A 24,692-nucleotide genomic window follows, 5' to 3' on the forward strand; every position below is an offset into this window, starting at 1 on the left:
AACGCGCGCCGTTCCCGTCAGAGCGGCAGCAAGTCCGGCCGCTTCGCCGCCACATGATCCCCGGACGACTCGCCCCGCAGCCGTCGGCCGATCCACGGCACCAGGAACTCCCGCGCCCAGTGGATGTCGTCGCGCCGGACCTCCAGCGTGCCGCGCGGCGGCTGCGCCGGCCACGGCTGGTCCGGGTCCGCCGGCACCTCGACGCCGAGCGCCTGCCCCGCCCGCAGCGCGACCCGCGTGTGGCCCTCGGGCGAGAGGTGCAGCCGGTCGCCGTCCCAGGCACGGCGGTCCTGAACGGTCTTGAGGGACCACAGGTCGAGCACCGGGCAGCCGTAGCGGTCGGCGACCGCGCGCACATGCCCGTTGTACGTCGCTATCTTGCCGCGCAGATGCTTGAGGACCGGGACGTCCCGGGTGTCGAAGCCGGTGGTCACCATGACCGTGCCGACGGCGGAGGTCAGCCGGGCCACGGCCTTCTCGAAGCGCTGTGCGACGTCGTCGGGGTCGGTGCCGGGACGGATGATGTCGTTGCCGCCGGCGGCGAAGGTCACCAGGTCCGGGGCGAGTTCGACGGCGCGCGGGAGCTGGTCCTCCACGATCTGGTCGAGGAGCTTGCCGCGCACGGCGAGGTTCGCGTACCGGAAGGAGTGCTCGGGGGTCCGGTCGTCCAGGAGGACGGCGAGACGGTCGGCCCAGCCCACGAAGGCCCCGTCCGGACCGGGGTCCCCGACGCCTTCGGTGAAGCTGTCCCCCACCGCCGCGTAGGACCGAATCGTGCCGCCGCTGAGTGATCTCGATTCGTTTGCCACGACCACACATCTTTCACCCTGCGATGTGACCTACGCGACCGTAGGAAGGGGTTGACGGGTGGTGATATAGCCCACCCGGTCAGTTTCGCGATTTCAGGAATACGACGGGACACGGCGGAGGGCACGACGAAGGGGCGGGCCCGGAACCGGACCCGCCCTTCACCTCACGTCTCGACGAGACACCTTCACGTCACACCGTCAGGGTCGGAGCGACGTCACATCGTCGGAGTCAGAGCGAGACCCCGTGCGCACGGAGGTACGCGATCGGATCCACGTCCGAGCCGTAGCTCGGGGTGGTGCGGATCTCGAAGTGCAGGTGCGGTCCCGTGACGTTGCCGGTCGCGCCGGAGAGGCCGATCTGCTGGCCCCCGGTCACGGTCTGCCCGGACGAGACGGACAGGGACGACATGTGGGCGTACTGCGAGTACTTGCCGTCGGCGTGCTGGATGACGACCTCGTTGCCGTACGCGCCGTCAAGACCGGCCGACACGACGGTGCCCGCGGCTATGGCCTTGAGCGGGGTGCCCGTCGGGACCACGAAGTCGACACCGGTGTGGTAGCCGCTGGACCACATGCTGCCCGCGGTCTTGTACGCCGTGCCCACGGAGGCGCTCTGGACGGGCAGCACATAGCCGGAGCCGGTAGCGGCCTTGGGCGCGGAAGCCTGCGTGGCGGTGGCAGAGGACTTCGCGGCGGGGGCCGCGGCCTTCTGGCCGATCGTCAGCTTCAGGCCCGGGCGGATCAGGGACGGGTCGCTGCCGACGGCCGAGCGGTTGTCGGAGTAGAGCTTCTTCCAGCCGCCGCTGACGTGCTGCGCGTCGGCGATCTTCGAAAGGGTGTCCCCGCCCTTGACGACGTAGGTCTTGGCAGCGGCGGGAGCGGCCGCGGCCTTGACGACCGAGTGGGCGGCCGCGGGGGTCGCGGCGTGGGCGCCGGCGGCACCCACCAGCGGCAGCGCGAGCGCGGCGCCGCCCACTCCGGCAACGACGATCGTGCGTGCGAAGCCCTGGGACTTGGGACGGCGGTGCTTACCCTTCGCGGGCATGGGAATTTCCTCTCCGTCGCCTGCGAGGTGAGCTGTCGGGTTCGGGCTGGAGCTGCCCGGCCGCGCCCCTTTCGGGCACGGCTTCACCCCGAGCCGTTTCCGGTGTTCCGGAAACGGCGGTCCACCTGGGTCCCCCGCTCCTGCCGAGCACGGATCGATGTGCGGATTCCGGGCGGCGGCAGGATTAGGCGGTCCGTCCGGATTGCGCTGAACGTAAGCGAGCGGGGAGCGCGGGGACAAGCCGCGAATTCCCCTGGCCATTCCGGTTCTTGATCCTTGAATGATCCTTTTCGGAAAAGGCGGTCACGCTCCGTCGATTCACGATCTTTGCAACTGCGATACCTGCTGGGAATTCATTCCGCCCCGCCGCCACGGACGGTCACCGCTATGACCCTGCTCACCCATCGGCCACCATATGGCCTCATTTCAGGGTTAGTTATTCCGTAAGGCGCGATTGCCTACCTTCAGGCTTATTTCGGGCATTTGGCATGAAATCACCAGCCTCCTCTCGCATGGTTGCCCCTGGCAGCCATGTCGTATCGTCGAAGTCGCCCGCAGGCGAGCAGCGCCGCGGCCGACCGGGAGGAGCCCCCGTGACGCAGCAGGTCCCGTCCACCGAGCCCGAGTTGGCCGGAGTGCGCAACTTCCGCGATGTGGGTGGCCTCCCGACCGTGGACGGCCGTCGGGTCAGGCAGGGCGTGCTGTTCCGGAGCGGTCACCTCGCGCACGCCACGGATGAGGACGCCGCGTTCCTCTCCTCGCTCGGGCTGCACACGATCTTCGACTTCCGCAACGCCGCCGACCAGCGCCTCGAAGGCCCTGACGTCACGCTGCCCGGCGTGCGGAACGTGAACCTGCCGCTGACCGACCCCGCGGACGGCGCCGAGTTCTGGCAGATGGTGCGCGACGGCAATCTCGACGAGCTGCGCGCCGCCCTCTCCGAGGGCCAGGCCGCGAACCGCATGATCACGTCGTACCGGACGATCATCGCGGAGCGCACCGCCGAGCACAGCCAGGTGCTGCACTCCCTCGCCGAGGACAGCGTGCCCGCGCTCATGCACTGCGCGGCCGGCAAGGACCGCGCGGGCCTCTCGATAGCGGTCACGCTCCTGGCCGTGGGTGTGGAGCGCGACGCCATCGAGGCGGACTACCTGGAGTCGAACGCGGCACACCGCCGCTACAAGGTGCACCGCAGCAGCGCCTCGAAGGACGCGATGTCCCCCGAGGTCATGGAGCTGCTGAGCCCCCTGTTCGACGCTCGCGCCACATACCTGGCCGCCGCCTTCGAGACGGTCGCGGAGACGTGGGGTTCCACCGACCGCTACCTGGAGGAGGGCCTCAAGCTGTCCCCCGCCCAGCGCGAGCGGCTGCGCGAGCGCCTTCTCGACTGAGACCGGGACCGGCAAGCCGAGTGAGGGGCGTCACCCGCGTGACGCCCCCAGCGTGAACAGCAGATAGATGAAGCCCGCGACGAGGTGCCCGGCGAAGACGTAGACAAGCAGGCGCACCCAGATGCCGCGCGGGAGCTTGTCCTCGATGTCACGCCGGGCGGGCTGCCGCTCGGGCTCGGTCACGTCGTCGGTCTCTGCGCTCATCGAGGGCCTCCCTGGGGCTGTTCGCCGCCGCCCGCCGCCGGGCCGAGGCACAGCGCGGCGGACGGGCTCTGCAGCAGGGTGTGTACGAAGAGGAGCTCGGCGCCGTCGCGGTCGGCGGCGGCGATCCGGTGCGGGGTGAGCGAGTCGAAGTGCGCGCTGTCCCCCGGCGCGAGCGCGTACGCGGTGTCCCCGAGCCGCAGCCGCAGCCGCCCTTCGAGGACGTACAGCCACTCCTCACCGGGGTGGACGCGCACGATGTCGCCCTGGGCGCCGAACGGCACATGGACGCGCAGCGCCTGCATGCCGCGCCCCGGGGCGCCCGCCTGCCGGTAGATCCAGCCGCCCGCCTCGGTGGCCTCCATGTCTGCGGAGCGCACGACCGCGTCCCTGTCGGCGGGCGTCTCGCCCAGGAGTTCGGAGACCGTCGTACCGTAGGTGCGGGCGAGGGCGAGCAGCATCGGGAGCGAGGGCTGACGGCGGCCCGTCTCCAGGCGGGAGAGGTGCGCGGGCGAGAGCCCGGCGGCACGGGCCGCGGCCTCCAGGGTCAGGGCGGCGCGGCGCCGTAGTTCGCGCAGCTGCGGGGCGACGGCGGGCAGCTCCGTGGGTTCCGGAGCCGGCTCCGGAGGGGCAGGGCTCATACCGTCGATTGAGCCAGAGCCGTACCTCTGAGGCAAATTTCTTGCCCCATAGGCAAACAGCGTCCTTCTTCTGGGGGCACCCCTACGAAACCGAGAGGTGCCCCCACGAAGCGGTCAGCGGTTGGCCACCGCCTGCTTCACCAGCGTCTTGCCGAAGTCCCACATCAGCCCGCCGCCCGAATGCGCGTCGTCCATGACGGCGGTGAACGCCTCGACGAAGCGGTCCACCTCGTGCTCCCCGATGATCAGCGGCGGGATCAGCTTGATGACCTCCAGATGGTCGCCGGAGACCTGCGTGAGGATCCGGTGCTTCTGGAGCAGCGGCACGACGACCATCTGCGCGAAGAGGCCCTTGCGCGCGGCCTGGAGTATCGTCCAGCGGCTGCGCAGCTTCAGCGACTTCGGCCGCCCGAACTCGATGCCGATCATCAGGCCGCGGCCGCGTACGTCGCTCAGCAGCTCGTAGCGGTCGACGAGGGCGGCGAGCCGGGACGTCAGGAGCTCACCGGTCGCCCGGGCGTTCGCGACGACCTCCTCGTTCTCCATCACGGAGAGCACGGCAAGGCCCGCGGCCATGGCCTGCGCGTTCGAGCCGAAGCTGGCCGAGTGCACGAGGACCCGGTCCATGGACGAGTAGACCTTCTTGAAGATCCAGTCCTTGCCGAGCGTCGCGCCGACGGGCACATAGCCGCCGGAGAGCGCCTTCGCCACGCATACGAGGTCGGGTTCGACGCCCTCGTCGTGCTGGTAGGCGTAGAAGTCGCCCGTCCTGCCGAGCCCTGTCTGTACCTCGTCCGCGATGAGCAGAGCCTTGTGCTGGTGGAGCATCTCCTGGGCGGCGCGCAGATAGCCGGGCGGCGTCCCGTGGACGCCCTTGCCCTGGATGGGCTCGACGATCAGCCCGGCCACGTCGCCCTTCGCGAGCTCCGCGCGCAGGGCGTCGAGGTCGCCGAGCGGCACGGCGGTGTCCGGCAGGAGCGGCGCGAAGCCGTCCCGGAATCCGGACTCGCCGTTCACGGACAGAGACCCGGTGGTCAGCCCGTGGAAGGCGTGCCCGCAGTACAGGACCCTGGGCCTGCCCGTGGCGTACCGGGCGAACTTCAGCGCCGTCTCGACGGCCTCCGTGCCGCTGTTGCCGAAGAAGACCCGGTCCAGGTGCGGGCTGTGCGCGAGGAGCCGTTCGGCGAGCAGGCCCGGCAGCGGCTGGCAGTCGAAGCGGGTGAGGTCGGCGAGCGAGGCGTCGAGGACGTCGTGCAGCGCCTTACGGACGACGGGGTGGTGCCGGCCGAGGCCCATCACACCGAACCCGGCGAGCATGTCCAGGTAGTCGTTGCCGTCCTCGTCCCAGAAGTAGGCGCCTTCCGCCCGCTCGTAGACCTTGTCGAAGCCGATGGTGTGCAGCATGCGCGGGAGCTGGTGGTTGAGGTACTTGGCGTGCAGCTCGTAGCGCTCGGCGCCGCGGTCGGCCAGGAGTCTGGCGAGATCGAACTCCTTGCTCATACGTTGTCGCTCTCCTTGCCGGCCACGAGGGCCGCCGTCTCGGCCCTGCGGGCCATGCTGGTGCCGATCCGCCCGGCGATCTCGACGGGCGTGAGCCCGATGTCCGCGAGCACTTCACCGCGCTTGGCGTGCGCGAGGAACTGGTCGGGGATCCCGAACCGCCGTACGGGTACGTCGACTTCGGCCTCGCCGAGCGCGAGCGCCACGGCGGAGCCGACGCCGGCCGCCTTGCTGTTGTCCTCGACGACGGCGACGAGCCGGTGCCGTGCGGCGAGCGGCGCGAGGTCCGGGTCGACGGGTTTGACCCAACGCGGGTCCACGACCGTGCAGTTGATGCCGCGCGCTGCCAGGAGATCCGCGACCTGGAGGCACACCGGCGCCATCACGCCGACGGAGACGAGGAGCACGTCGGGGTCGTCGGCCCGGTGCAGTACGTCGAGGCCGCCGATCCGGTCGACCGCCGGGATCTCGGGGCCGACGGACTCCTTCGGGAAGCGGATCAGTGTCGGGGCGTCGTCCACGGTGACGGCTTCGCGGAGCTGGGCCCGCAGTTGCTCGGCGTCGCGGGGTGCGGCGATGCGCAGGCCCGGTACGACCTGGAGGACGGACATGTCCCACATGCCGTTGTGCGAGGCGCCGTCGACGCCGGTCACGCCCGCCCGGTCGAGGACGAAGGTCACGCCGCAGTTGTGCAGCGCCACATCCATGAGGAGCTGGTCGAAGGCGCGGTTGAGGAAAGTGGCGTAGACGGCGACGACCGGGTGGAGGCCCCCCGTCGCGAGTCCGGCCGCCGAGACCGCCGCGTGCTGCTCGGCGATCCCCACGTCCCACACCCGGCCCGGGAACTCCTCGGCGAACTTGGTGAGTCCGACCGGGTGCAGCATCGCCGCGGTGATCGCCACGACGTCGTCGCGCTCCCGTCCGATGCGGGCGATCTCGTCGCCGAACACCGAGGTCCAGGAAGGGCCGTTGGGCGGAGCGAGCGGCTCGCAGGTGAGCGGGTCCATCACTCCGACGGTGTGGAACCGGTCGGCCTCGTCCGCGAGGGCGGGCTCGTAGCCGCGGCCCTTCTCGGTGAGGCAGTGCACGAGCACGGGCCCGTGGAACCGTTTCGCCCGTCGCAGCGCGGACTCGACCGCGCCGAGGTCGTGCCCGTCGATGGGCCCCACGTACTTGAGCCCCAGGTCCTCGAACATGCCCTGGGGTGCGAAGGCGTCCTTGAACCCCTTCTTGGCGCCGTGCAGGGACTCGTACACGGTCGGTCCGATGACCGGGGTGCGCAGGAGTACGTCCTTGCCCCAGGCCAGGACCTTCTCGTAGCTGTCGGTGGTGCGCAGGGCCGCCAGGTGGTTGGCGAGTCCGCCGATCGTCGGGGCGTACGACCGTTCGTTGTCGTTGACGACGATGATCAGCGGGCGGTCCTTGGCGGCCGCGATGTTGTTGAGCGCCTCCCAGGCCATGCCGCCGGTGAGCGCCCCGTCTCCTATGACTGCGACGACGTGGCCCCGCTCGCCCAGGACCTGGTTCGCCTTGGCGAGGCCGTCCGCCCAGCCGAGCGCGGTGGACGCGTGGCTGTTCTCGATGACGTCGTGCTCGGACTCCTCGCGCGAGGGGTAGCCGGACAGGCCCCCCTTCCCCCGCAGCTTCGAGAAGTCCTGACGACCCGTCAACATCTTGTGTACGTAGCTCTGGTGGCCGGTGTCCCACAGGATCCGGTCGACCGGCGACTCGAAGACCCGGTGCAGGGCCATCGAGAGCTCCACCACCCCGAGGTTGGGTCCCAGGTGGCCGCCGGTCCTCGCGACCGCGTGGATCAGGAACTCCCTGATCTCCGCGGCCAGTTCGCCGAGCTGTTCCTCGCTCAACGCCTTCAGATCGCGCGGCCCCCGGATGCTTTCCAGAATTGTCACGCTCGGGCCCCCTCTCCGGTTGTCCTCAGCTCACGGTGACGTCGGGAGCGCCCGAGGCCACCCCGGCGTCCGTCATCTGCTCGGCGATCTTCATCGCCTCTTCGATGAGGGTCTCGACGATCTTCGACTCGGGGACGGTCTTGATGACCTCGCCCTTCACGAAGATCTGGCCCTTGCCGTTGCCCGACGCGACGCCGAGATCCGCCTCGCGCGCCTCGCCGGGACCGTTCACCACACACCCCATGACGGCGACCCGAAGGGGCACCTCCATCCCGTCGAGGCCCGCGGAGACCTCGTCGGCCAGCTTGTAGACGTCGACCTGCGCCCGCCCGCACGACGGGCACGACACGATCTCCAGGCGCCGCTCGCGCAGCCCCAGCGACTCCAGGATCTGGATGCCGACCTTGATCTCCTCGACCGGCGGCGCGGACAGCGAGACGCGGATCGTGTCGCCGATCCCCTCACTCAGCAGCGCCCCGAAGGCGACAGCCGACTTGATGGTGCCCTGGAAGGCCGGACCCGCCTCGGTCACGCCGAGGTGCAGCGGATAGTCACTGGCCGCGGCGAGCTGGCGGTAGGCGTTCACCATCACGACCGGGTCGTTGTGCTTGACCGAGATCTTGATGTCGCTGAACCCGTGCTCCTCGAAGAGGGACGCCTCCCACAGCGCCGACTCGACGAGCGCCTCGGGCGTCGCCTTTCCGTACTTCTTCAGCAGCCGGGCGTCCAGGGAACCGGCGTTGACCCCGATACGGATGGGGGTGCCGTGGTCCTTGGCCGCCTGCGCGATCTCCTTGACCTTGTCGTCGAACTGCTTGATGTTGCCCGGGTTCACCCGGACCGCCGCGCAGCCCGCCTCGATGGCGGCGAAGACGTACTTCGGCTGGAAGTGGATGTCCGCGATGACGGGGATCTGCGACTTCCTCGCGATGGTCGCGAGCGCGTCGGCGTCGTCCTGCGTGGGGCACGCCACCCGCACGATCTGGCAGCCGGACGCCGTCAGTTCGGCGATCTGCTGCAGCGTGGCCCCGATGTCCGAGGTCCGTGTCGTCGTCATCGACTGCACGGACACCGGCGCTCCGCCCCCCACTGCCACCGGCCCGACGTGGATCTGCCGACTCGTTCTGCGGTCGGCGATCGGTCGGACCGGCAGCGAAGGGAGCCCCAGTGAGACGGGCTCTCCTGAGGTCATGTCCGTGTCACCCGCGGTTTCCGGAGACGGTCTCGCGGGCGGCGCGGATGGACTCCTTGAGCGAGCCCATCGTGGCGAGGACGGCCGTCGGCTCGTAGCCGCAGTGCGCCATGCAGTTGTTGCAGCGCTCGTCCTTGCCACGCCCGTAGGCGTCCCAGTCGGTCTTCTCGATGAGGTCCTTGTACGTGGTCACGTACCCGTCCGCCATCAGGTAGCAGGGCTTCTGCCAGCCGAAGAGCGAGTAGTTCGGGATCGCCCACGCCGTGCACGGGAAGTCGACCTTGCCCTCGAGGAAGTCGAGGAACAGCGGCGAGTGGTTGAGTCGCCAACGGCGCCTGTTGCCGCCCGCGAAAGCCTTCTTGAAGAGCTCGCGGGTCTGCTCCACGCCCAGGAAGTGCTCCTGGTCGGGCGCCTTCTCGTAGGCGTAGGCGGGCGAGAGCATCATCTCGTCGACCTCGAGGTCGTCGTTGAGGTAGTTCAGGACCTCGATGATGTTCTGCGGGGTGTCCGTGTTGAAGAAGGTGGAGTTCGTGGTGACGCGGAAGCCCCGCTTCTTGGCCTCCTTGATCGCCTCCACCGCCTCGTCGAAGACGCCTTCCTTGGCGACGGACTCGTCGTGGCGCTCACGCATCCCGTCGATGTGCACCGTGAAGGCGAAGTACGGCGAGGGCGTGAACTTGTCCATCTTCTTGCGCATGAGCAGTGCGTTCGTGCAGAGGAAGACGTACTTCTTCTTCGCCACCAGCTGCCGGACGATCTCGTCGATATGCGGGTGCATGAGCGGCTCACCGCCGGCGATGGACACCATCGGCGCACCGGACTCCAGGACGGCGCCCACGGCCTGCGCCACGGGCATCCGCTGCTTGAGCACTCCGGCGGGATGCTGGATCTTTCCGCAGCCCTCGCACTTGAGGTTGCAGGCGTACAGCGGCTCCAGTTCGACAATGAGCGGGAACTTGTCGCGCTTGCGAACCTTCTGTTCAAAGAGGTACGTCGCGACCTTGATGGACTGACGAAGCGGCATGGCCATCTGGCTCACCTCCGGGGGAGCAGCAAAGAACGGTGCCATTCGAAAAATGCGGGAAGCACGGCACGAAGAACGCGGAAGGCCGATATTCCACCGCGTACCGTGCCGATACGGACGAGTTCATGTTCTGGAGCGTCCACGACCACCCGTACGGCCGCAACCGGGCGCGGGCCCCGCGCGGCCACCGTGCGCAGCGTGGCCGCCGACTCCATGTCCACGGCGACCGCGCCCGTGGCGAGCAGGTCGCCACGCTCGTGGCCGCGCACGACATGGTCGGAGCCGGTGAGCGGACCGGTGTGCACGGTCCGTCCCGGTACCGCCCTGACCAGCTCCTTGACGAGGAGTTCCGTGCCGGTGCACGGCGTAGAGCCGTACGGGTCGCGGGTCTCCTCGGCGACGACCAGGTCGCCCGGGTGCATGCCGGGGGCGAGGCCGGCGCAGAAGCCGGTCGCGACGACGGCCGCGTCGTGCAGGGCGGGGTCCTCGAGGGCCTCGGCCACGGACCGCTCGGCCGCCCTGGGTCCCATGCCGGTGCGCAGCACGGTGAGGTGGGCCGGTGCTCCGGTGCGGGCGCCGGTGCGCAGGGCGAAGTACTCGATGCCGAGCGCGCAGGCGACCAGCAGCGGGGCGGCGTCCGGCGGGCGCGGGGCCGCCGGTGATCCGGTCATCAGTTCCCCTTGCCCGTCAAGGCCGCCTGATCGGCGAACGGCTCCCCGTGGACGTACCGGCCCAGTGCCGTGAGCGGGAAGACGTGGCGATAGAGGTGGTAGTTGATCGAGAAGTCCCACGGGAAGCCGGTGCCGGTGAAGTACGGCTCGTCCCAGGTGCCGTCCTCCAGCTGGGTCTCGGTCAGCCAGGCGACTCCTCGCTCGACGGCCTTGGAGTCCCGCTCCCCCGCCGACAGGAGCGCCATCAGCGCCCAGCCGGTCTGCGAGGCGGTCGAGACGCCGTGGCCCTTCCAGTCCTCGTAGCGGTAGGAGCGCAGGTCCTCGCCCCAGCCGCCGTCGTCGTTCTGGACGGATTCGAGCCAGGCGACGGCGCGGCGGACGGCGGGGTGCGAGGGGGGCAGCCCGGCGGCGGTCAGGGCGGGCAGCACCGACCCTGTTCCGTATACGTAGTTGACGCCCCAGCGGCCGAACCAGGCGCCGTTCGGCTCCTGTTCGGCGAGCAGCCACTCGATGCCGCGCCGGGTGCGCGGGTCGTGCGACATGCCCTCGACGGCGAGCATCTCCACCACGTGCCCGGTGACGTCCGCGGACGGGGGGTCGATGACCTCGCCGAAGTCGCAGAACGGAAGCCGGTTCGGGAACGGGCTGGTGTTGTCGACGTCGAAGGCGGCCCAGGCGCCGTTCTTCGACTGCATGCCGAGGTTCCAGCGCACGCCCCGCTCGATGGCCTTCTCCATGCGCGGCCTGTCCGGGTGCCGGACGCGGCGCAGCGCGAGGACGACCTCGGCGGTGTCGTCGATGTCGGGGTAGTTGTCGTTGTGGAACTCGAACGCCCAGCCGCCGGAGGCTAGTTGGGGCCTGCGGACGGACCAGTCGCCGGGCCGGTCGATCTGTTCCTGGAGCATCCAGTCGGCGGCCTTGACGAGCCGGGGGTGGTCGGCGGGCAGGCCGGCGTCGGCGAGGGCGATGACGGCGAGACAGGTGTCCCATACGGGCGACTGGCAGGCCTCGATCATCCGGGCCCCGTCCTCGCGCCACACGGCGAACCGGTCGAGGGACTCCAACCCCGCCTTCATCACGGGGTGTTCGAGGTCGTAGCCGAGCAGGTGGAGGGCGATGACGGAGTACACCGCCGGGGGCTGGATGCCGCCCCAGCAGCCGTCGTTCTCCTGGCGCTCGATGATCCAGCGTGCGGCGGAGTTCATGGCCGCCTTGCGCAGCCTGCGCGGCGCGACCCTGCGGTACAGGTGCATCGCCTTGTCGAGCCGCTCGAAGGCACCGTCCCAACTCGCCACGGGGGCAAGGGGCTTGGCCGGGTTGGGGTTCCGCACGTCGGCGTGGAGCTCGTCGAGCGGGAAGGGCGCGGGCCGTACCGGGCGCTTCGCGGAGACGACCGTGAGCGGCACGATGGTCTGACGGGCCCAGCAGCCGAAGTCGTAGATGTTGAGCGGCATCCACTTCGGGAAGTAGATGATTTCCGGGGGCAGTTCGGGCAGGTCGTCCCACTTCCACCAGCCGAACAGGGCCAGCCAGATGCGGGTGAAGACGCGGCTCGCGGCGATCCCGCCCCGCTCCCGGACCCAGGCGGAGGCCTTCGCCATGTGCGGCTCGTCGGGGGCGTCCCCGGCCAGGCGCAGGGCTACGTACGCCTCGATGGTGGTGGAGAGTTCGCCCGGGCCGCCGTAGAACGTGGCCCACGCGCCGTCGTCGCGCTGTTCACCGCGGATGAAGAGCCCGGCGGCGCGGGTGGTCGCCTCGTCCCCGATCCCGAGGAACTGGCGCAGCAGCAGGTCCTCGGCGTCCATCGTGACGTTCGTGTCGAGGTCCCCCTTCCACCAGCCCTGAGCGTCCTGCCGGGCGAGCAGGAAGTCCGTGGCGCGCTGGACGGAACGGGTGGCGGCGGCGTGCGTCCCGGCCGCCCCGGGGCTCGTGTCGGTCAATAGGGCAGTGGTGGCCGAGGTCGCGCCGGGAGCTGCCGCTCCGCTGCTTCCGTCGGTCGTCGCTGTCATGGCTTCCCCTTCGTGCAGTGCTCGATCTCTGCTGGGTCCGCCGTCGGCCGATGCCCTGGATGGACACCGGCCGGCGACTGCGAGTCATATGCGGCCGATAGTGATCATCTCTTTCGTACGACGACGAAGTCCGCGAGCGCGACGAACTGCGCCCGCACCTGGTCCTGCATCTGGACGGAGTCCAGGGCCTCGATGGCGACGGCGTACTGCCGGCGCGCCTCTTCGGCGGTCCAGTCGCGGCCGCCGGCCTCCTCGATGAGGGCGGCGCGGGCCGCGAACTCCTCCTCGGAGAAGGTGTCGAAGTCGCTGCTCTTGGCGTCGGCGGCGAGGAGTTCACCGAGCCGCTCGGACGCGGGGCCGCCCGCGGCGAGCGCGGCGACGACGGGCAGTGACTTCTTGCGCTGGCGCAGATCGCTCCAGGTCTGCTTGCCGGTGGCCTCCGGGTCGCCCCAGATGCCGAGCAGGTCGTCGACGGCCTGGAAGGCGAGACCGAGGTGGTAGCCGTACTTCTCCAGCTGGTCCGCGGTCCGGTCGTCGGCGCCGCCGAGCACGGCGCCGATGGAGGAGGCGCAGGCCAGCAGGGCGCCGGTCTTGTTGCCCTCCATCTCCAGGCACTCCTCGACGGTGACCCGCTCGCGGTGCTCGTAGCTGATGTCCTGCGCCTGCCCGTCGATGAGGGCGCGCGAGGCGGAGGTCAGGCGGCGCGTGGCACGGCCGGCCTCGACGGTGCCGAGTTCGAGGAGCACCTCGTTGGCGAGGGCGAAGAGGGCGTCGCCGACGAGGATGGCCTGCGCCGGGCCGTGCACCTTCCAGACGGTGTCCCGGTGGCGGCGCTGTTCGTCGCCGTCCATCAGGTCGTCGTGCAGGAGCGAGAAGTTGTGCACCAGCTCGACGGCGACCGCGCCGGGCACGCCCACCTCGGGTGCCGCGCCCGGGACCTGGGCGGACAGCACGGCGAGCGCCGGGCGTACGGCCTTGCCGCCGTCGCCGTCGGCCGGGTTGCCCTGCGCGTCGATCCAGCCGAAGTGATAGGCGGCGACGGTGTCCATCGGGTGTGCGAGGCGGTCCACGGCGGCCCGCAGCACCGGGGTGGCCAGGGTCCGGCCGCGCTCGAGCAGCGCGGTCACGTCCACCGCGTCGGCAGCCGGTTCGGCCGAGGGCACAGCGGGCACAGGGTCTCCTTTTGTTGCGTCACCGGGGGCCGGATGGTCCGCCCCCTGGAGATCGAGCTTCATGCCGCCTCCCGGAACAGATGACCGCGTGGGCGGTCGAGTGCGGCGAGAGCGGCATCGGCGGCGCTGACACCGCTGCGTACCGCGCTTTCCATGGTCGCGGGCCACCCGGTGGCGGTCCACGCGCCGGCCAGGTACAGGCCGGGGGCGTTGGTGCGGGCCGTGGGCCGCAGCGCGCCGACGCCGGGGGCCGGCGCGAAGGTCGCCGTGCGCTCCCGGGTGACGAAGAAGTCGAGTACCTTCGCGCCCCGCGCGGCGGGCAGCAGCCGCTCGAACTCGGGCAGGTAGCGCTCGCGGAGCACGGCGACGGGCTCGTCGATCTCGTCCTGCGCGGCGGACTGGGACACGGCGAGGTACTGCCCCTCGGTGAGTCCGGAGGCCTCCGTGCGGTCGAAGACCCACTGCACGGGCGAGCCGAGCGCAGTGAAGAAGGGCCGCTTGAGGACCTTGCGGTCGTAGACGACGTGCAGGTTGAGGATCGGCGCGGTCCCGATGGCGAGCAGCCGCTCGGCGTCGTCGAGCGCGCCGTCGGGCAGCAGGTCGTACGTCTCGCGCTGGGGCACGGCGAGGACGACGGTGTCCGCCGCGATCCGCTCCCCGGGAACCTCCACGCTCCAACGTCCGTTCTCGGTACGGGAGATGGAGGTGACGCGTGTACGGAGTTCGGTGCGTACACCCGCGGAGTCGAGCGCCTTGCGGGCGAGAGTGTCGTGGAGTTCACCGAGGGGGACGCGCGCCCAGCCGATGTCGGCCGCGCCCGGTTCGGACAGCAGCCCCGTCTTGAACACCATGGCGGCGAGCCCGAGCGAGGACTCGCCGGCGACGGCGTTCAGGGTGGCGACGCCCACCAGGTCCCAGAGGGCCTCGATGGCGCGCCGCGACTGGCCGTGCTCGGCCAGCCAGCTGCCGAAGTCCCGTTCGTCCAGGGCCGGATCGCCCAGGTCGAGCCCCTTGAGGGCCAGCGCGGCACGCCCTACGTTGGCGCGCTCGGCGAGCGAGAGATGCGGATACGTGGCGAGGCTCGCGGCGAGATGCAGCGGCACGGGCAGCGCGGTGCGGCGCAGTCTGCCGAGCCGGTTCCTGTCGGCGTCGAGCACGGGTACGTCGAGACGTTCCTGCAGGGGCGACAGGGCCGTGCCGTCGATGCGGTCGAGGAACCAGCGGTAGGCGGTGCAGCAGCGCAGGTACACGTGCTGGCCGTTGTCGATGGTGAGGTCACCGCGCTTGAAGGAGAACGCGAGGCCGCCCAGTCTCGGGCGTCCTTCGAGCAGGGTGACGTCGAGGCCCGCGTCGGCGAGCGCGAGGGCGGCCGTGGACCCGGCGAGACCTCCGCCGACCACGACCGCGGTCTGCCGCCCGGTGCCGCCGGCGGTGTTCGCGCCCGGCCCGTCGGGCCGCATGTTCCCGTCTCTCATGCGCCCTCCCCTTCGGCCGTTCCGTCAGTGTGCGCGCGATGGTTGAAAGATGCACGGCAGGCCGCTGAAGTCATGGACGCCGCGTCGGCGTGGAGGGTTGCCCGCCGTTTCCCTTCGGTGCGGACCGCTCTGTCGGACGTGCTCATCAGACACGCCTCCTGAGGGACTGCCGGGAGACGCTGCGGGCGTCGAGTCCGGACAGGCCGCGCACGGCGACGTAGGCCTTCTCGCGCCCGGGGAGCGAGACGCGGCCGCGCAGGACGGCCTCGGGCTCGCGCTCGATGCGGTCGAGCAGGCGCCGGTAGATGCCGGCCATGGCGGCGACGCAGGCGCCGCTGCGCCGGTCGAGAAGCGGAAGCAGCCGGTATCCCTCGGCGAACAGGGCGCGGGCGCGGCGCACCTCGAAGTGCACGAGACCCGCGAAGTCCGAGCCCGCCGGGGGTGTCGGGGCGTCGAAGCCGGCCGAGCAGCCGAACTTGGCGAGGTCGTCGGCCGGCAGGTAGGTGCGGCCGTCCGCCGCGTCCTCCCGCACGTCGCGCAGGATGTTCGTGAGCTGGAGCGCGAGCCCGAGCGTGTCCGCGTACTCGGAGGCACGCTCGGCGCCGCGCGCGCCCGGCTCGGTGCCGAAGATGCCGAGCGAGACCCGGCCGATGGCGCCGGCGACGCAGCGGCAGTAGACCTTGAGGTCGTCCCAGGTCTCGTACGTCTCGCCGCGCAGGTCCATCAGGACACCGTCGATGAGTTCGTCGAGGCCGCCGAGCGGGATCGGGAACCGGTGCGCGGCATGCGCGAGGGCGACGCCCACCGGGTCGGTGTCGTCCTCCGCCACATCGCCGTCACGGACCCGGGCGAGCAGTGCCCGGGTCTCGTCGAGCCGGTCGGCCTTGACGTCCGGCGGCAGCCCTCCGTCGCCGATGTCGTCGACACGGCGCGAGAACGCGTACACCGCCGACATGGCCCGCCGCTTGGCCGTCGGCAGCAGCCTGATGCCGTAGGCGAAGTTGCGTGCCTGCTGTCCGGTCACGGTCTCGCAGTAGCTGTATGCGGCGAGTACCGCTGCCGACACGTGCTGGTCTGACTCCACGGTCCGGCTCACCCCTCTCCTCGCAGAGTCGCTCCCACCTCACGCAGCAACCGGAGCTTGGTGGGCTTGGGCGGTCCAGGAAGTACGTCGTACGAAACGGCGGCGATCGCGGTGACCGCCGCCTTCCCCCCTGCCACGAACCCGGCAAGCAGCAGCTTCAGCCTGCCGTGGACGCTACCCACGAGGGGGGTGCCTTCATTCAGGAGACCGAGGGCGCGTTCGGCCTCGAACGCGACCAGGGCGCGCACCGACGCGCCCGCCGTAGGTGCGGCGAGATCGGACTCCTGGACGTGGAACTGTTTCATGTCCTCGGCGGGCAGATAGATCCGCCCCTGCCGTAGGTCCTCGCCGACGTCCTGAAGGTGTTCGACGATCTGCAGGCCGGTGCACACGGAATCCGAGAGGCGGATGCGCTCGGGGGTCGCGGTTCCGGTGATCGCGAGGACGAGGCGGCCGACCGGGTTGGCGGAGAGCTCGCAGTAGGCCAGCAGGTCGTCGTACGTCTCGTAGCGCGTGACCAGCTGGTCCTGGCGGTTGGCCTCGATGAGGCCGAGGAAGGGTTCGGGGGTGAGGCCGCGGCGGTGCACGGTGGGCTGCAGGCCGCGCAGGAGGGGGTGCCGGGGGGTGGAATCGAACACCCGGTGAAGGTCGGCCTCGAAGGCGTCGAGCAAAGCCAGTCGGTCGTCATCGACCCGTTCGGGTGACACGCCCAGGAGGCGGGCGTCGGCGCCGCCGGGAGCGAGGTCGCCGTCACCGATGTCGTCGACGAGGCGGGCGAAGCCGTAGACCGCCATGAGGTCGTCGCGCCAGTCCCGGGGCAGGAAGAAGGGGGCCACCGGAAAATTCTCGTCGGCGGCCTTGTCGAGTGTCGCCCCAGCCGGGGACCCGGCGGGCGCTCCCGATGATCCCGTCACCACGCGCTGCCCGGTACTAGGACGGCGAGAGCATCGTGGAGCTGGAGAGTTTCCATAGCCATTGCCGTCACATCTCCCGTTCTACACTGCCGACCCAAAACATCCCATTTCGGACACGCCGCCCAGCCTTACGCGCGGCAGACCGACCCCCGAGTCAGGATGTCGCGCATTATCGCCCCTTTGCCGCGAATCGGCACCGGTACAGCTTACGTTGTACAACCGGCCCTGCCCCGACGGGGTTTCCCGCAGATCACAACAACACACCGATTGGCTCCAAGATTCCCTGCACGCAAGGAAGTTGGCCTTCGCTTGACCTCGGCGAGAGATAATTGCTACCTACACGCACCTCAAGGCCCCGCCGAAGATATCCCGGCGGGGCCTTGAGACGCGAAAACGGGTGCGGAGGGTTGCTCGGGGGTGCCCGGACTACTTACCCGTGAACTTCTCGTACTCCTTGAGTACCTCAGCTGTCGGTCCGTCCATACGCAGCTCGCCGCGCTCCAGCCAGAGCACTCGGTCGCAGGTGTCGCGGATCGACTTGTTGTTGTGACTGACGAGGAAGACCGTGCCGGCCTCCTTGCGCAGCTCCCGGATGCGGGCCTCGGAGCGCTTCTGGAACTTGCGGTCACCCGTGGCCAGGGCCTCGTCGATCATGAGGACGTCGTGGTCCTTCGCGGCCGCGATGGAGAAGCGCAGCCGCGCCGCCATACCGGAGGAGTAGGTGCGCATCGGGAGCGTGATGAAGTCGCCCTTCTCGTTGATGCCCGAGAAGTCGACGATCTCCTGGTAGCGCTCCCGGATCTGCTCGCGGGACATACCCATCGCGAGCCCGCCGAGTATGACGTTCCGCTCGCCCGTCAGGTCGTTCATGAGCGCCGCGTTCACACCGAGGAGCGAGGGCTGGCCGTCGGTGAAGACCTTGCCCTTCTCCGCCGGCAGGAGCCCGGCGATGGCCCGCAGCAGGGTCGACTTGCCGGACCCGTTCGAGCCGATCAGGCCGATGGCCTCGCCGCGGTACGCGGTGAAGGTGACGCCCTTGACGGCGTGCACCTTGCGGACGCCGCGCTCCTCGCCGCGCTTGACGATGCGGCTCAACGCGGAGGTCGCGCTGCCCTTGCCCGTCTTGGCGCCGTTGACGCGGTACACGATGTGCAGCCCGTCCGCGATGACGGTCGGGATGTGTCCCTTGCCTGCGTTCTTGCCCAGGATGTCTTCGTCAGCCACGGCCGTACCGCTCCTCGGACTTCCAGAAGTAGACGAAGCCGCCGACGGCGACCAGTACCGACCAGCCGACCGCGACCGCCCACACGTGCGGCGGCAGGTTCCCGGAGCCGTATCCGTCGATGAGCGCGAAGCGCATCAGGTCCATGTAGATGGCGGCCGGGTTCCACTGCAGGATGTCGGCGACCCACGCGGGCTTGTCGGCCAGCATGATCGGGATGGAGAACATCACGCCGGACGCGTACATCCACGTACGCATCACGAACGGCATGAGCTGTGCCAGGTCCGGGGTCTTCGAGCCCAGCCTCGCCATGATCAGCGCGAGTCCGGTGTTGAAGAGGAACTGGAGCGCGAGCACCGGGATGATCAGCAGCCAGGACAGACCCGGGTAGCTGCCGAAGCCGATCGCGACGATGAACAGGACGATCATCGAGAACAGCAGCTGCTGGAGCTGCTGGAGCGCGAACGAGATCGGCAGCGAGGCCCGTGGGAAGTGCAGGGCGCGCACCAGGCCCAGATTGCCCGAGATCGCCCGCACGCCCGCCATCACCGAGCTCTGCGTGAAGGTGAAGACGAAGACGCCCGTGACCAGGAACGGGATGTACACGTCCATCGACATGCCCCGGCTGGCGTGCAGGATGAGGCCGAAGATGAGGTAGTACACGGCCGCGTTCAGGAGCGGCGTCGCCACCTGCCAGAGCTGGCCGAGCTTGGCCTGGCTGTACTGGGCGGTGAGCTTCGCCTGCGAGAAGGCGAGGATGAAGTGACGCCGGCCCCACAGCTGGCTGACGTACTCGAACAGGCCGGGCCTGGCACCACTGACGGTCAGACCGTACTTGGCGGCCAGGTCGGCCGGGGAGAGCCCCTCATCGGGCGACGGACGCGCGGTCACCGCGACACCGCCGTCATGCGTTGTCTCACTCACTAGTGGAAACTTTCGTCTTCAAAGTGCGCAGCCGGTCGGGCATAGGCAGGAGCCAGGGACCGGGGTACGGGCCGAATGCTCTCAGACACGAGCTTGTCAGATAATGGGAGGTCGGCCCAGTCGGGTCAGGCGCCACACCGTACGCCACTTCATGGGACGCCGGGGGCCGCACGGGCTCGTCCAGCCTTCCTTGAACCCGCCGAACCAGGCCTTCAGCGCAGGTCCGGAGGGTCGGCGGGCGAGCGTGAGGAGCAGCCAGACGCCGAGGTAGACCGGGACGATGAGCGCGGGCAGATTGCGGCGCGCGAGCCAGACCCGGTTCCTGGCGACCATGCGGTGGTAGACCGCGTGCCGGGAGGGGGCCGTCGTCGGGTGGTGCAGCACCATGTCCGCGCGGTAGTCGATCATCCAGCCCGCGTCGAGGGCACGCCAGGCGAGGTCGGTCTCCTCGTGGGCGTAGAAGAACTCGTCGGGCAGGCCGCCGACCTCCGCGATCACGCGGGTGCGCACCGCGTTGGCGCCGCCGAGGAACGTGGTGACGCGCGAGGAGCGCATCGGGTCGGCGGCGCGCAGGCGCGGGACGTGGCGGCGCTGGGTGACGCCGGTCTCCGGGTCGGCGATCCGGAAGCTGACGATGCCCAGCTTCGGGTCGGACTCGAAGGCATCGCGGCACAGCTGAGCGGTGTCCGTCTTCGGCAGGAGGCCGTCGTCGTCGAGGAAGAGCAGCACGTCCACGTCGGAGCCCGAGGGCCCGAAGGCCTCGATACCGACGTTGCGGCCGCCCGGGATGCCGAGGTTCTCGGGCAGTTCGACGGTGCGCACACCGGCGGGGACGTCCGGGACCGGGGAGCCGTTGCCGACCACGACCACGTCGACCCGGTCGCCGTCCTGCTTGGCGACGGAGTCGAGGAGGGCGCGCAGCTCCTCGGGGCGGTTGCCCATGGTGATGATCACCGCGCCGACCTTCATCGCCGTACTCACTTCAGCCTGCTCGACGCCAGGATGGACACCAGGTGCAGCACGGTCTGGAGCAGCGCGATGCCGGCCAGGACCGCGACACCCAGGCGCGTGAAGAACAGGTCGCCCCGGATCTGGTCGACGATCGCGAGGACCAGGATCAGCAGCGATGCCTCGATGCCGAGGATGAGGCGGTGGAACTTCAGCGCGGACGCCGCCTTGCGGGCAAGCGCCATGCCGGAGGCCTTGATCTCGGAGGCGGACTCCTTGACCTGCTCCCGGCCGTTCTGTGCGCGGGCCACGCCGACCAGGTCCGTCTCGGCCTTGATCAGGATGGCGCCGAGCGCGGCGAGCGTGCCGAGGAAGGCCCACAGCCAGTCGATCCGGCCGGAACCCCACAGGTCGGCGGCGCGCAGACCGAAGCCGACGAGGACCGCGGCGTCGGTCAGGTACGCGCCGACGCGGTCCATCCAGACGCCGGCGAGCGAGTACTGCTTGCGCCACCGGGCGATCTCGCCGTCGACACAGTCGAGCAGCAGGTACAGCTGGACCGCGACGACGCCGAGGACGGCGCCCCAGATGCCCGGGATCAGCAGCGCGGGGGCCGCGAGGACACCGCAGACGGTCATCAGGTAGGTCAGCTGGTTAGGGGTGACCTTGGTGTTCACGAGGTGGCGGTCCACACGCAGCGAGATCTCGCGCATGTAGAGCCGCCCGCCCCAGTGCTCGCCGCTCCGCCGGTCCTTCACCCCCGCGGGGTGAACGACCGGGCGGAGCTCAGCTACCGATGGCTTTTGCATAGTCGGCGTAGGCGTCCCTGATCTGGTCGGTGGACAGATTGAGGTGCTCGAGGATCGTGTACCGGCCCGGACGGGTCTGCGGCGCGAACTCCACGACCTGGACGAACTCGTCCACGGTGAAGCCGATCTCCTCGGGGGTCACGGGCAGGCCGTGCCTGCGCAGGACCTCGACCATGTACAGCGACTCCTCGCGCGCTCCACGGAGGAACATCGCGAAGGCCGCGCCCAGGCCGCACTGCTCGCCGTGGCTCGCGGCGCGCTTGGGGAAGAGGAGGTCGAAGGCGTGGTTGATCTCGTGGCAGGCGCCGGAGGCCGGACGGGAGTCGCCCGACACCGACATCGCGATACCGGTGAGGACCAGGCCCTCGGCCAGGACCTGGAGGAACGCGTCGTCCCCCACGCCGCCGGGGTGGCGCAGCACGGCCTCGCCGGCCTGGCGCGCCATGGCGGCGGCCAGGCCGTCGATGTCCTCGCCACGCTCGCGCGCGGCCAGCTCCCAGTCCGCGATCGCGGAGATGTTGGACAGGGCGTCGCCGATGCCGGAGCGCACGAAGCGGACCGGGGCCTCACGGATGATGTCGAGGTCGATGACCACGGCGATCGGGTTCGGCACACCGTACGAGCCGCGGCCCGCGTCGTTGTCGAGCGTCGCGACCGGCGAGCACAGACCGTCGTGCGACAGGTTCGTCGCGACGGCGACCAGCGGCAGGCCGACGCGCGCCGCGGCGAACTTGGCGCAGTCGATGATCTTGCCGCCGCCGAGTCCCACGACCGCGTCGTAGCGGCCCTTCTTGATGGCATCGGCGAGCTTGATCGCGTCGTCCAGCGTCCCGCCGCCGACCTCGAACCACTCCGCACGGGGCAGCTGCGGCTCGAGGCGCTTGCGCAGGACGGCGCCCGAGCCACCGCTGATCGCGATGGCCAGGCGTCCGGTCGACGAAGAGATCCGCTGGTCGGCGAGAACGGTCGCCAGGTCGTCGATCGCCCCCGCCCGGATGTCGACGACAACCGGCGAGGGGATGAGCCTCGTCAGTACTGGCACGCGATAACACGTCCCTTGGCGAGGTCGTCGTGGTTGTCGATCTCGACCCACTTGACGTCGCCGATCGGGGCCACATCGATCTTGAAGCCGCGGTTCACGAGCTCCTGGTAACCGTGCTCGTAGAACTGCTGCGGGTCCGTCTCGAAGACGGTCTTGAGCGCGTCGGCGAGCTCGTCGGCGGCCTCGCCCTCGATGAGCGTGACGCCGATGTACTCACCGGTCGCCTCGGCCGGGTCCATCAGCTTGGTGATCTTCGTCATGCCGCCCTCGGGGCCGACGACGACCTTCATCTCCTCGTCGGCGAGGGACTTCACCGTGTCGAGGGCGAGGATGATCTTCTTGCCGTCGCCGCGGGCGGCGAGCAGCGTCTTCTCGACGGAGACCGGGTGCACGGTGTCGCCGTTGGCGAGGATCACCGAGTGCTTGATCGCGTCACGGCCGCACCACAGGGAGTAGGCGTTGTTCCACTCCTCGGCCTTGTCGTTGTCGATCAGGGTGATCTTGACGCCGTACTTCTGCTCGAGCGCCTCGCGACGCTCGTAGACGGCCTCCTTGCGGTACCCGACGATGATCGCGACCTCGGTCAGACCGATCTCGGCGAAGTTGCCGAGGGTCAGGTCCAGAACCGTGAGGCTCTCCTCGTCACCCTCGGGGCCGACCGGCACCAGGGCCTTGGGCAGGGTGTCGGTGTAGGGACGCAGACGCCGTCCGGCGCCGGCAGCCAGCACGAGGCCGATCATGCGGGTTCTCCTTCATCGTGTACGGCGGGTGCGCCGCGCCTGTGGGCGGTCACCCAGTAGCGGATGCTCTCGACGAGCACCACCAGTGCCACGGCCACGGCGCAAACCGTGAGCGCGACAGTGAAATCTGTGTTGGTGAGCAGTGCGGCGATCACCGTGACCACCAGCGTCCTGCCCTCGTGCCCGCCGATCGCCCGGACCAGCCAGCGCGGGGGCGCGCCGGTGCCACCGCGGATGCGGTACACCGTGTCGTAGTGATGGTAGGCGACCGCGGCCACCAGTCCGAAAGCCGCCGGCAACGCTCCGTTTACGTCCGCTTTCGCTGCGATCAGCAGGATCGTGCCGTATTCGGCGGCGCGGAAGACGGGCGGGACCAGCCAGTCGAGGGGGCCCTTGAGGGGACGCGAGACGGCCGCGGCGGAGGTCAGCGCGTAGACGGCGGCGCCGAGGACGGGCCACCAGCTGCCGTAGTCCGACAGCGCTGTGGCGAGTACGAGGAGCAGGGCGCCGAGCGCGGCGACCGCCGGGGCCGTGTGACGAGGCACACCGCGCACCGCGCGCTGGAGGAGTTCGCTCAGCGGGCCGCTGTCGGAGAGCTCCACGAGGGCCTGCGCGGCCCGGTCCGTGCGGGTGGCCCGGCGGGTCAGCGAGCGCAGGACGCGGCCGGCCGTGGTGTAGGCCGCCGCGAGGGCACAGCCGATCAGCAGGACGATGAACGTGATGCGCGGCGTCGTCAGCGCGGTGAGTACCGCGATCAGGGCCCAGCGTTCGCCGATCGGCAGCACTATCATCCGGCGCACCCAGACCGTCCACCCGACGCTGTCGAGCTTGTCCGAGAGGGCCGCGGTGGGGCTGGTGTTCGCCGTCGCGTCGTGGTTCGCCTCGTTGAAGGAGAAGTCCACGACATGGCGGCAGGTCTGCAGGACCATCGCGCCGAGCGCGAGCGCCCACACGTCGTCACCGCCGCGGGCCGCGCCGAGCGCGAGGCCCGCGTAGTAGGCGTACTCCTTGGCCCGGTCGAAGGTCGCGTCGAGCCAGGCGCCGAGCGTCGAGTACTGCAGGGAGTAGCGGGCGAGCTGCCCGTCCGTGCAGTCCAGGACGAAGGAGAAGAGGAGCAGCAGGCCGGCGGCGACGAAGCCGGGGCGGGTGCCGGTGGCCGCGCAGCCCGCCGCGATCAGCGCGGTGACCAGCGAGGCGGTCGTCACCTGGTTCGGGGTGAGACCGCGCCGGGCGCACCAGCGGGCGATGTAGCGGGAGTACGGGCTGATGCAGTAGGTCGTGAAGAAGCCGTCGCGCGCCTTGACCGCCGTACGCAGCCGGATCGCCTCGTCGTCGACGGCGGCGACCGCCTGGCGGGCCTCGTTGCGGGCCTGCGGGTCGGCGGGCACGGCGGCGACGAGCTCACCGAGCTCGGGCCGGTGCACGTCGGTGCCGTACGCCGCTGCCAGGCGCTCGGCGACGCGGTCGGCGAGCACACCGGCCAGGGTGTCGGCCCGCGTGCCGAAGTCCGCCGCGGACGGCCCTTCGGCGGCCTCACGCAGGGCGCCGGTCAGCGCCTCGCGGACCGCGGGCTGTACGGAGACGGCTCCGGGGACGGCCGAGGCGGCGAAGCGGGGGTCGGTGAGGCCGAGGCGCAGGGCGTGGGTGTGGCCCACGAAGCCCGCGTCGACGAGCGCGACCCGCTGTCCTGCCGGGACAGCGGCGAGCGCCGTCCGTGCCTGTGCGGCGTCCGAGGCGAGCCGCACGTCGAAGCCGAGTGCCCGCAGCTCGCCCTCGAGCGACGACCCGGGTACCGGCTGACCGGTGACGATGGCGGTCGACAGACGAACTCACTCCTTGGATTGCCTGCACGCCGGCGCAGCGGGCACAGGCGTGATGGGGGCGCCCCGGGCCGAGTGCGGCCGGGCGGCATGTCGGCAGAGGCTATCGGATGATGAGAAGCGGACGTTCACCGCCCGTTCATGGCCCG

At 70.2% G+C, this 24,692-nt stretch carries 23 protein-coding genes and 1 riboswitch; of the genes, 1 reads left to right on the top strand and 22 read right to left on the bottom strand.

The annotated features are described in order from the left end of the window. Positions 1-17: 17 nt before the first annotated feature. On the bottom strand, positions 18-809 hold the full coding sequence (locus tag OG698_RS11440; RefSeq protein WP_406102992.1) for an SGNH/GDSL hydrolase family protein: 792 nt from the start codon (positions 807-809) through the stop codon (positions 18-20). A gap of 229 nt (positions 810-1,038) precedes the next feature. Continuing rightward, positions 1,039-1,854 carry a LysM peptidoglycan-binding domain-containing M23 family metallopeptidase gene (locus tag OG698_RS11445; protein ID WP_406102993.1) on the bottom strand — a complete coding sequence of 272 codons (816 nt, stop codon included), beginning with the start codon at positions 1,852-1,854 and terminating at the stop codon, positions 1,039-1,041. 2 nt (positions 1,855-1,856) lie between these two features. Beyond that, a riboswitch (cyclic di-AMP (ydaO/yuaA leader) is annotated at positions 1,857-2,039 on the bottom strand. Positions 2,040-2,447: 408 nt separating this feature from the next. On the opposite strand from OG698_RS11445, the gene OG698_RS11450 reads away from it, so the two are divergent. Further along, positions 2,448-3,245 carry a tyrosine-protein phosphatase gene (locus OG698_RS11450; RefSeq protein WP_399968276.1) on the top strand — a complete coding sequence of 266 codons (798 nt, stop codon included), beginning with the start codon at positions 2,448-2,450 and terminating at the stop codon, positions 3,243-3,245. A 30-nt stretch (positions 3,246-3,275) separates the two neighbouring features. Here the strand turns inward: OG698_RS11450 and OG698_RS11455 are convergent, their stop codons facing one another. The 20 genes from OG698_RS11455 to OG698_RS11550 all read right to left on the bottom strand — a co-directional run bounded on the left by OG698_RS11455 (position 3,276) and on the right by OG698_RS11550 (position 24,546). Next, positions 3,276-3,449 (bottom strand): DUF6126 family protein, encoded by a 174-nt coding sequence (locus OG698_RS11455; protein WP_406102994.1) that lies wholly within the window; start codon positions 3,447-3,449, stop codon positions 3,276-3,278. Continuing rightward, on the bottom strand, positions 3,446-4,087 hold the full coding sequence (locus OG698_RS11460; protein WP_406102995.1) for a helix-turn-helix domain-containing protein: 642 nt from the start codon (positions 4,085-4,087) through the stop codon (positions 3,446-3,448). The genes OG698_RS11455 and OG698_RS11460 overlap by 4 nt, the downstream gene beginning before the upstream one ends. 114 nt (positions 4,088-4,201) lie before the next feature. Then, the gene (locus OG698_RS11465; protein WP_406102996.1) at positions 4,202-5,587 is read right to left on the bottom strand and encodes an aspartate aminotransferase family protein; all 1,386 of its coding nucleotides are present in this window, start codon (positions 5,585-5,587) and stop codon (positions 4,202-4,204) included. Further along, complete coding sequence (gene dxs, locus OG698_RS11470; RefSeq protein WP_406102997.1) at positions 5,584-7,497, bottom strand: 1-deoxy-D-xylulose-5-phosphate synthase; 1,914 nt, start codon at positions 7,495-7,497, stop codon at positions 5,584-5,586. The genes OG698_RS11465 and dxs overlap by 4 nt, the downstream gene beginning before the upstream one ends. A 25-nt stretch (positions 7,498-7,522) precedes the next feature. After that, positions 7,523-8,689 (bottom strand): flavodoxin-dependent (E)-4-hydroxy-3-methylbut-2-enyl-diphosphate synthase, encoded by a 1,167-nt coding sequence (gene ispG / locus OG698_RS11475; protein WP_100591700.1) that lies wholly within the window; start codon positions 8,687-8,689, stop codon positions 7,523-7,525. Between the two features lie 7 nt (positions 8,690-8,696). Further along, positions 8,697-9,719 carry an adenosyl-hopene transferase HpnH gene (hpnH, locus tag OG698_RS11480; RefSeq protein WP_116507572.1) on the bottom strand — a complete coding sequence of 341 codons (1,023 nt, stop codon included), beginning with the start codon at positions 9,717-9,719 and terminating at the stop codon, positions 8,697-8,699. A gap of 5 nt (positions 9,720-9,724) precedes the next feature. Beyond that, the gene (locus tag OG698_RS11485; RefSeq protein WP_399968262.1) at positions 9,725-10,384 is read right to left on the bottom strand and encodes a 1-hydroxy-2-methyl-2-butenyl 4-diphosphate reductase; all 660 of its coding nucleotides are present in this window, start codon (positions 10,382-10,384) and stop codon (positions 9,725-9,727) included. Further along, the gene (shc, locus tag OG698_RS11490) at positions 10,384-12,393 is read right to left on the bottom strand and encodes a squalene--hopene cyclase (RefSeq protein ID WP_406102998.1); all 2,010 of its coding nucleotides are present in this window, start codon (positions 12,391-12,393) and stop codon (positions 10,384-10,386) included. The genes OG698_RS11485 and shc overlap by 1 nt, the downstream gene beginning before the upstream one ends. A 104-nt stretch (positions 12,394-12,497) precedes the next feature. Beyond that, positions 12,498-13,628, bottom strand: coding sequence for a polyprenyl synthetase family protein (locus OG698_RS11495; protein ID WP_406102999.1), 1,131 nt, complete (start codon positions 13,626-13,628; stop codon positions 12,498-12,500). Further along, positions 13,625-15,040 carry a hydroxysqualene dehydroxylase HpnE gene (gene hpnE / locus OG698_RS11500; protein ID WP_406103000.1) on the bottom strand — a complete coding sequence of 472 codons (1,416 nt, stop codon included), beginning with the start codon at positions 15,038-15,040 and terminating at the stop codon, positions 13,625-13,627. Before hpnE ends, OG698_RS11495 begins: the two co-directional genes overlap by 4 nt. Continuing rightward, positions 15,037-15,186 carry a DUF6380 family protein gene (locus OG698_RS11505; RefSeq protein WP_406103001.1) on the bottom strand — a complete coding sequence of 50 codons (150 nt, stop codon included), beginning with the start codon at positions 15,184-15,186 and terminating at the stop codon, positions 15,037-15,039. Before OG698_RS11505 ends, hpnE begins: the two co-directional genes overlap by 4 nt. After that, the gene (hpnD, locus tag OG698_RS11510) at positions 15,186-16,136 is read right to left on the bottom strand and encodes a presqualene diphosphate synthase HpnD (RefSeq protein ID WP_100591694.1); all 951 of its coding nucleotides are present in this window, start codon (positions 16,134-16,136) and stop codon (positions 15,186-15,188) included. Before hpnD ends, OG698_RS11505 begins: the two co-directional genes overlap by 1 nt. After that, positions 16,133-17,038, bottom strand: coding sequence for a squalene synthase HpnC (hpnC, locus tag OG698_RS11515; protein ID WP_406110971.1), 906 nt, complete (start codon positions 17,036-17,038; stop codon positions 16,133-16,135). Before hpnC ends, hpnD begins: the two co-directional genes overlap by 4 nt. 426 nt (positions 17,039-17,464) lie before the next feature. Beyond that, entirely contained in the window at positions 17,465-18,262 is a 798-nt protein-coding gene (locus tag OG698_RS11520; RefSeq protein WP_227298363.1) for an ABC transporter ATP-binding protein, read from the bottom strand. Then, positions 18,255-19,184: an ABC transporter permease gene (locus tag OG698_RS11525; protein WP_406103002.1), complete on the bottom strand. Its 930-nt coding sequence runs from the start codon at positions 19,182-19,184 to the stop codon at positions 18,255-18,257. Before OG698_RS11525 ends, OG698_RS11520 begins: the two co-directional genes overlap by 8 nt. A 96-nt stretch (positions 19,185-19,280) precedes the next feature. Continuing rightward, positions 19,281-20,153 carry a glycosyltransferase family 2 protein gene (locus OG698_RS11530; RefSeq protein WP_406110973.1) on the bottom strand — a complete coding sequence of 291 codons (873 nt, stop codon included), beginning with the start codon at positions 20,151-20,153 and terminating at the stop codon, positions 19,281-19,283. A gap of 8 nt (positions 20,154-20,161) precedes the next feature. Further along, positions 20,162-20,941 carry a CDP-alcohol phosphatidyltransferase family protein gene (locus OG698_RS11535; RefSeq protein ID WP_100591831.1) on the bottom strand — a complete coding sequence of 260 codons (780 nt, stop codon included), beginning with the start codon at positions 20,939-20,941 and terminating at the stop codon, positions 20,162-20,164. Continuing rightward, positions 20,919-21,983 (bottom strand): iron-containing alcohol dehydrogenase family protein, encoded by a 1,065-nt coding sequence (locus tag OG698_RS11540; protein WP_100591691.1) that lies wholly within the window; start codon positions 21,981-21,983, stop codon positions 20,919-20,921. Before OG698_RS11540 ends, OG698_RS11535 begins: the two co-directional genes overlap by 23 nt. After that, the gene (locus OG698_RS11545; RefSeq protein WP_326773237.1) at positions 21,971-22,723 is read right to left on the bottom strand and encodes a phosphocholine cytidylyltransferase family protein; all 753 of its coding nucleotides are present in this window, start codon (positions 22,721-22,723) and stop codon (positions 21,971-21,973) included. The genes OG698_RS11540 and OG698_RS11545 overlap by 13 nt, the downstream gene beginning before the upstream one ends. Then, a complete protein-coding gene (locus OG698_RS11550; protein ID WP_406110975.1) occupies positions 22,720-24,546 on the bottom strand; it encodes a DUF5941 domain-containing protein in 1,827 nt (608 codons plus the stop codon). The genes OG698_RS11545 and OG698_RS11550 overlap by 4 nt, the downstream gene beginning before the upstream one ends. Positions 24,547-24,692: the final 146 nt, after the last annotated feature.

Origin of the sequence: Streptomyces sp. NBC_01003, from assembly GCF_045162695.1 — a bacterium.
Lineage (GTDB): Bacteria > Actinomycetota > Actinomycetes > Streptomycetales > Streptomycetaceae > Streptomyces.

What these genes read in the sequence shown, in the direction of transcription:
- OG698_RS11535 (WP_100591831.1), bottom strand. Translation starts at nt 20,941, where the DNA reads ATGCAAAAGCCATCGGTAGCTGAGCTCCGCCCGGTCGTTCACCCCGCG.
- OG698_RS11465 (WP_406102996.1), bottom strand. Translation starts at nt 5,587, where the DNA reads ATGAGCAAGGAGTTCGATCTCGCCAGACTCCTGGCCGACCGCGGCGCC.
- OG698_RS11505 (WP_406103001.1), bottom strand. Translation starts at nt 15,186, where the DNA reads ATGAGCACGTCCGACAGAGCGGTCCGCACCGAAGGGAAACGGCGGGCA.
- OG698_RS11460 (WP_406102995.1), bottom strand. Translation starts at nt 4,087, where the DNA reads ATGAGCCCTGCCCCTCCGGAGCCGGCTCCGGAACCCACGGAGCTGCCC.
- OG698_RS11455 (WP_406102994.1), bottom strand. Translation starts at nt 3,449, where the DNA reads ATGAGCGCAGAGACCGACGACGTGACCGAGCCCGAGCGGCAGCCCGCC.
- shc (WP_406102998.1), bottom strand. Translation starts at nt 12,393, where the DNA reads ATGACAGCGACGACCGACGGAAGCAGCGGAGCGGCAGCTCCCGGCGCG.
- OG698_RS11495 (WP_406102999.1), bottom strand. Translation starts at nt 13,628, where the DNA reads ATGAAGCTCGATCTCCAGGGGGCGGACCATCCGGCCCCCGGTGACGCA.
- OG698_RS11485 (WP_399968262.1), bottom strand. Translation starts at nt 10,384, where the DNA reads ATGACCGGATCACCGGCGGCCCCGCGCCCGCCGGACGCCGCCCCGCTG.
- OG698_RS11530 (WP_406110973.1), bottom strand. Translation starts at nt 20,153, where the DNA reads ATGAAGGTCGGCGCGGTGATCATCACCATGGGCAACCGCCCCGAGGAG.
- OG698_RS11545 (WP_326773237.1), bottom strand. Translation starts at nt 22,723, where the DNA reads ATGATCGGCCTCGTGCTGGCTGCCGGCGCCGGACGGCGTCTGCGTCCC.
- hpnH (WP_116507572.1), bottom strand. Translation starts at nt 9,719, where the DNA reads ATGGCCATGCCGCTTCGTCAGTCCATCAAGGTCGCGACGTACCTCTTT.
- hpnE (WP_406103000.1), bottom strand. Translation starts at nt 15,040, where the DNA reads ATGAGAGACGGGAACATGCGGCCCGACGGGCCGGGCGCGAACACCGCC.
- ispG (WP_100591700.1), bottom strand. Translation starts at nt 8,689, where the DNA reads ATGACCTCAGGAGAGCCCGTCTCACTGGGGCTCCCTTCGCTGCCGGTC.
- OG698_RS11445 (WP_406102993.1), bottom strand. Translation starts at nt 1,854, where the DNA reads ATGCCCGCGAAGGGTAAGCACCGCCGTCCCAAGTCCCAGGGCTTCGCA.